This window comes from Magnetospirillum molischianum DSM 120, from assembly GCF_000294655.1.
GTDB classification, from domain to species: Bacteria; Pseudomonadota; Alphaproteobacteria; order Rhodospirillales; family Magnetospirillaceae; genus Phaeospirillum; species Phaeospirillum molischianum.
In genome coordinates this window covers 26,942-33,307 of record NZ_CAHP01000019.1, presented here as the reverse complement: position 1 = coordinate 33,307, position 6,366 = coordinate 26,942, and the positions used below count along the sequence as shown (strand labels likewise).

Here is a 6,366-nt window from a genome sequence, read left to right as displayed (position 1 = left end):
TTGCACCTGCGGCAAGCGCAGGTGCTGCGCGAAAGCGGCGCCGGGGCGCAGGCGGCCTTGGTCGCCGCGCAGATCGTCGGGCGATGGCCGGATTGGGGCGAGGGCTGGCTTCTACGCGGCCAGATCGAACAGGATCGGAACCAACCCGAAGCGGCACTGAACTGCTTTGCCCAGGCCCAGGGACACGACCCCGCCTTGATCGCCGCCAGCTTGGCGCGGTCTCGCCTGATGCTGGCCCTCGGTCAGGCCGAGGCGGCGGCGGACCTGATGGACAGCGTGCTGCGCGAGGCACCCGACCACGCCGCCGCCCGCAAACAACTGGCCTGGGCCTTGATCGGACAGCACCGGGGGGGGGGCCGCCCGCCCGCATCTCCATGCCCTGCTGCAACGCACCTGCCATGCCGCCGATCTGTGGACCGCCCTGTCAACCGCGCTCCACCAGATGGGCCGGTGGACCACCGCCCGGCTGGCCGCCCGCCGGGCCAGGAGGTTGGCGCCAACCGATTGCGACGCCCTGCGGCACTCCGCCGCCCTGGAACTGGACGCGGGCAACCTACCGGTGGCGGCCGAACTCTGCCACACGCTGCTGCACCTAGCCCCGGCCTTGCCCGCCGCCCACGTCATGGCCAGTTTTGCCCATCAGGCATCGAACCAGATGGCCGCAGCCGAACGCCATGCCGAACAGGCGGTGGCCCTGGCCCCCAACGATGCCGAATCCTGGCGGTGCCTCGGCCATGTGCGCCATCGCCAAAACCGGCTCGCCGAGGCGGAGGACGCCCTGCACCACGCCCATGCTCTAGCGCCGCGCCGCAGCGACGTGCTGGGACAGCTCGCCTGGGTTCTGGTGATGGATGACCGCCTGCCGGAAGCCTTGATTGCCCTGCGCAAGGCCTGCGACCTGACGCCCGAGCGTGGCGAATGCTGGCTGGAACAGGCGGAACTCCTGGCGTTGGCCGGTCGCCACCAGGACGCGATCGCCGCCGCCCTCAAGGCGGTCGGGTCCGGCCCGTTGCGGTACGCCGCCGATGCCCTGCTGGCCAGGATCCATCTGTGGCAGGGACTGGCCGCGCCCGATGACCGCGACCACGCCTGGCGTAATGCCGCGGACCGCGCCGGCCGCCTGCTTTACCGCGACAGCCAGCATCCCGAGGCCGCCCATGTCGCGGTCCGACTTGCCGCGGCAGCCTATCCGCCCGCCGCCGATCTGGTGCGGCTGTTGCCCGCCGACCTGCATCGCCGCGTTCTGCGCGAGTGCCTGGAATGGCTGGCCGGGTTCGGCAATGTCCAGGAAACCCTGCGGATCACCCAGGCCGCCCGGACGGCCTTCCCGCAAGAGTCCGAGATGGAAATCGCCTGCCTGTACCTGGACGCCATGGCCGGCCCCCTCCCCCCGACCGCCACCGCCCGCCAACTGCGGCAGTGGGGACTGGAGCATGGCGTGGCGTGGGGGGCTCTGCCACCCCGTCCCCGCCCCGCCCCCACACCGGGCCAGAGACTGAACGTTGCCTATCTCGCCTCCCATTATCATCATGCGTTACTGACGGGGGTTCTCGCCACGCATGATCCGGCGGTGGTGACGCTGCATCTCTATACTGATGATGTCGAAGCCCTGCCGCCGGATCTGCGCTCGCGCGTCCTCGTCCATCCGCTCGCCGGGGTCGATCTGGCGGCCTCCTGTGCAGCCAACGACATTGATGTCGTTGTTGACACCGTCGGCCTCCACCCCTTCCATGGACAGGCAGAAGTCCTGCGCTTCCTGCGCCGTCGCCTGGCGCCGCTGCAATGCGGCTGGTTTGGGAGCTGGGGACCGAGCGGCGGTCTCTTCGACATGCTGATCACCGACAGCGTTGCCCTGCCCCCCGCCCTCGCCGAGCATCACGACGAAGACTGCCTCACCCTGAGCGGTGGACAATGGTGCTGGACGCCCCCGGCGGTTGCCCCGGCCATCGGTCCGTCGCCGGCGGTGGAAACCGGCATCGTCACCTTCGGCTGCCCGGTACGCGGCTTCCGCCTCAGCCGCATCTGCCTGGAAACCTGGGCCGACCTGCTGGCCAGCGTGGCGGAATCGCGCCTGATGCTGCTTGGCCGTCACGCCCATGACGGGGAATTCCGCGCGGAGGTCTCCGCCCTGCTCCACGAACGCGGGATCGCGCCAGAGCGGGTGATCTATCGGTTTCAGCAGCCTTACGCCGATTATCTGCACAGCTTCGCCGCGATCGACATCGCCCTCGACAGTTTCCCTGCCAATGGCGGGCTGTGCCTGGCCGACGCCCTGTGGATGGGCGTGCCGGTGGTGACGCTGGCGGGGAGTGGGCTTATGGCGGAACGGCAGGGGGCATCCCTGCTCGCCGCGGCAGGAGGGGCCGACTGGATCGCGACACGTCCGGCCGATTATCTCGCGATCGCCCGCACCCTTGCCGCCGACAGACAGGGTCTGGCCGAGATCCGGCGAACACTGCGCGACCGTCTCCGCGCCGCTCCCCTGCTTAACGCGCGCCGCGTCACCGCCCAATTGGAGGCGGCGTGGCTGCAGGCCCGCGACGGCCTAACCGCGATCACCGCCGCGCCCGACCACAAAAGCCGCTGTCAGGCGTTGGCCCGCCGCGCCTTGGCGGTCTGGCTGAAACGGGACGGCGTTTTAAGGCTGCCGGCTCCGGACCGGCCCGACCTGTCGGTGGTGATCGTGCTGTACAATCAGGCAGGGCTCAGTCTGCGGGCCCTTGTCGCCCTGGCCGACCAGCAGCAGGAAAACATCGAGACCATCATCGTCGACAATGCCTCTACCGATGAGACGCCCGCGATGCTGGCGCGGGTGAGCGGCGCCATCGTGCTGCGCAACGACGACAATGTCGGCTTCCTGCTCGCGGCCAATCAAGGAGCGGCCCGGGCGCGCGGCAAACAGATCCTGTTCCTCAACAATGATGCCTTTCTGCATCGCGAAGCCCTCGCCACGGCGCAGCGCTGCCTCGAATCGGACCCGTCGATCGGCGTGGTCGGGGGGCGTGTGGTGCTGGTCGACGGCTCGCTTCAGGAGGCCGGCGGGATCGTCTTCAATGACGGCTCCACCGTCGGCTACGGGCGGGGCGAGAATCCCGCCCGGCCGGAATTCCGCTTCCGGCGCGACGTCGATTATGTCTCGGGGGCCTTCCTGCTGCTGCCGCGTCCGCTGTGGCAGGCGCTGGGCGGCTTTGAGACCGCCCTGGCCCCCGCTTATTACGAAGACACTGATCTTTGCCTCAGGGTTCACCGCGCCGGCTTCCGCGTGGTCTACGATCCCGCAGTCATTCTCACCCATGTGGAGGGCGGCAGCACCCTCACGTCCGATGCAGCCGCCATCATGATCCGGCGCAACCGCAGCGCTTTCCTGGCCCGTCACGCCGATTTCTTGCGTTCCCGCCCGTCGCCGGCCACCGCGCGGCCAGTGCGCGACCGCTGGGCGGCGGTGCCAGCGCCGCGTGTTCTGGTGATCGACAACGGGGTGCCGCACACGGCCCGCGGTGCGGGAAACCCGCGCGCGCGCCTGATGCTATCCGCGCTAGCCGGCTGTCATGTCACCTTCTTTCCGATGTGGATTGCCGAAAGCGACTGGACCGCCGTTTATCAGACCCTGCCCGCCGAGATCGAGGTGGCGCTCGATCAGAACGCCTCAACGCTGGAGGATTTTCTCGACCGGCGCCAGGGGCTGTATGATGTGTTGCTGGTCAGCCGTCCGCCCAATATGGCGATCATCGAGGCGATCCGCCGCCGACGTCCCCACCTGTTTGCCACGATGCGGGTAGTTTACGACGCCGAGGCCCTGTTCGCGCGGCGCGACATCATCCAGGCTGCCGTCACCGGCAGGCCGCTCTCCCGCGTCGAGGCGCACCGGCGTCTGCAGGAAGAACTGGACCTGGGCGCCCACGCCGATCGGGTTCTGGCCGTTTCCCGGCGTGAGGCCCACTTGTTCGCGGTCGGCGGAGCCGCCAGGGTTGATATCGTGAGTCATGCCCAGTCCCCGCACCCGGCCCCCCCGACCCGCTCCGGCCGAAGCGGGTTCCTGTTCCTGGGCGCCCTGACACCCGGCAGCCCCAACGAGGACAGTCTGGTCTGGCTGGTCGAAACGGTTCTGCCCCGTCTTTCCCTTCGGAGGGCCGCTCCACCGCCCTGCCTGACCATCATCGGCGAATGCCGGTCGGCGCGGATTGCCGCCCTGGCCTGCGAGCGGGTTCGTCTGGTCGGGCGGGTTGAGGATCCCACGCCATGGTATGATCAGGCCGCCGTCTTCGTGGCCCCGACCCGCTTTGCCGCCGGCATTCCCCTCAAAGTGATCGAGGCCGCTGCCGCCGGTCTGCCGGTGGTGGCAACCCCGCTGCTGGTGCGGCAGTTGGGCTGGGGCAACGGGACGGAGATCCTCGTCGGACGCGATGCCGATGGGTTCGCTGCGGCCATGGCGGCTCTGCACGAGGATGACGCATTGTGGCGGCGCATCCGCGACTCCGCCATGGCACGGGTGATCGAGGAGCACGACCCCGACCGCTTCCGCGCCACCCTGCGCGAGGCGGTCCTGACCGAGGCGGCACGATGATCGAGCCGCCGACGACGACCCATCCCTGGCCCCTGCCGCTCCGCCGCCTGCTCGTCGAGGGCCGGCAGGCGTTGCGACGGGGAGACAGGCGGCGCGCGGCGGATTGCTTCACCGAGGCCTTGCGCCGGGAGGCGAATCTTCCCGAAGCGCATCTGGGCCTTGCCCTCGCCCAACGGCCGGGACCGGATTATCTCGACTGGCTGCGGCGCCTTCACCAGACCCTGCGGCCACGCCTCTATCTGGAGATCGGCGTCGAGACCGGGCGCAGCCTGCGCCTTGCCTCCGCCGCGGCGCACGCCGTCGGCATTGACCCCGCCGCGCACCCCCCACCCGAATTGCCGCTGCCGTCGACGACCCGGCTCATCGCCCGCACCAGCGCGGATTTCTTCAACGATCCCGACGCGGTCACCGAACTGCCCGGCCCGGTCGACTTCGCCTTCATTGACGGCGACCATCGCTTCGCCAGCGTGCTCCATGATTTCATCGCCCTGGAAGCCCATGCCGCTCCGGGCGCAGTCATCGCCCTGCACGACACTTGGCCGCTCGATCCGCTCACCGCCACCCAAGCGCGGCGAACGGGCTTCTACACCGGAGACGCCTGGAAGGTGGTGCCGTGCCTGCGGGCGATTCGCCCCGATCTGCGCCTGCTGACCCTTCCAACGGCCCCGACCGGCCTGACGCTGATTACCGCCCTTTGTCCGGATTCGATCGTCTTACGCGACCGTTTCGAGGTCATTCTGGCGGCCTACGCCGCGCTCCCCTATGGTCCAATCATCGCCAACCACCTCGCCCTCGCCAGAAACGACTGGAGCGCGCTCGATCAGCTGATGGGCTGGCGGGCGACGGCAACGGCGAAATGATCCTGGCCCGGCCGCGTCACCCGCCAATGATCGGAGGCCTCGATGAGCAGTTTCAGATAGTCCAGCGCGACGGCATCGCCCGAATGCTCGACATCGAAATTTTGCGCCAGATTGGACAATGTCAGGTACAGCAGGTTGCCTCCGTAGGGCCGCACCGTCTCCACCGCCAAGCTCTGCCGCATCACCCGCAGGATATCGGCGGAGCGGGGAGCCTCGCTGGGATCGAAGGCAACCACCTCGGCGACCGGAGCGCGCCGGAAGCCGCGTCGGCTGAAGCCAGCCTCGTTCACCACCAAATGATCCGGAAGAAGCTGCAGAAGGCGATTAACCTGCATTACCTGAGCGGCATCGTATTGCAAGCGATTGGGGCCGACATAATCATTCAGGAAGAACCAGCCGCCCGGTACCAGAATCCGACGGATGGCGTCGAAAATACCTTCAAGATTTTCGCAATGATGCAGGGCGCTGCTGCCGATCACGAGGTCGAAGGGGCCGGCGACATCCAGCGCGTTCATGTCGCAGCAGCGATACTCGATCCCAGTCACCCCGCTCTGCCGCGCCGTCGCCCGTGCCACCTCCAGAGATCGTGGCGAGAGATCGACCGCAACGATTTCGCGGACCATGCCCTCGCCGATCAGCCTCAGTTCCAGGCCGCCGCTGCCACAGGCGAGAACCAGGGCTCGGCCCAGCGGCAAGGGCCGTTCCCTGGCGACGCGCCGGAAGAACCAGCCGAGCGGATCGATCGCCTCGTCGCCGGTAACATGGCGGTTTACCATGCGCCGGATCTCCGGAAGCCGCTCCCATTGCCAACCGGCGGCCTCCCACGCCGCCGGATCTCCCCAGACCGCATCGATCCTGTTGCTGATTTCAGTCATGGCGGGCTCCTGTCCCCCGAGCATTCCGGTCCAACGGTTCACCACCACGGGCTGACCTCTTCTTGAA

Annotated in this window: 4 protein-coding genes; 2 read left to right on the top strand and 2 right to left on the bottom strand. The window is 68.4% G+C overall.

All coding sequences use genetic code 11. The features are described 5' to 3' along the window. Positions 1–111 precede the first annotated feature (111 nt). Complete coding sequence (locus PHAMO_RS20005) at positions 112–345, bottom strand: hypothetical protein (RefSeq protein ID WP_235720811.1); 234 nt, start codon at positions 343–345, stop codon at positions 112–114. 97 nt (positions 346–442) lie between these two features. Here PHAMO_RS20005 and PHAMO_RS07555 point away from each other — a divergent pair, with 97 nt between their 5' ends. Both PHAMO_RS07555 and PHAMO_RS07550 read left to right on the top strand, forming a co-directional pair. Next, a complete protein-coding gene (locus tag PHAMO_RS07555; RefSeq protein ID WP_002728012.1) occupies positions 443–4,564 on the top strand; it encodes a glycosyltransferase in 4,122 nt (1,373 codons plus the stop codon). Next, a complete protein-coding gene (locus PHAMO_RS07550) occupies positions 4,561–5,424 on the top strand; it encodes a class I SAM-dependent methyltransferase (RefSeq protein ID WP_002728011.1) in 864 nt (287 codons plus the stop codon). The genes PHAMO_RS07555 and PHAMO_RS07550 overlap by 4 nt, the downstream gene beginning before the upstream one ends. On the opposite strand, the gene PHAMO_RS07545 is transcribed toward PHAMO_RS07550, so the two are convergent. Continuing rightward, a complete protein-coding gene (locus PHAMO_RS07545; protein ID WP_002728009.1) occupies positions 5,385–6,299 on the bottom strand; it encodes a class I SAM-dependent methyltransferase in 915 nt (304 codons plus the stop codon). The genes PHAMO_RS07550 and PHAMO_RS07545 overlap by 40 nt on opposite strands. Positions 6,300–6,366 lie beyond the last annotated feature (67 nt).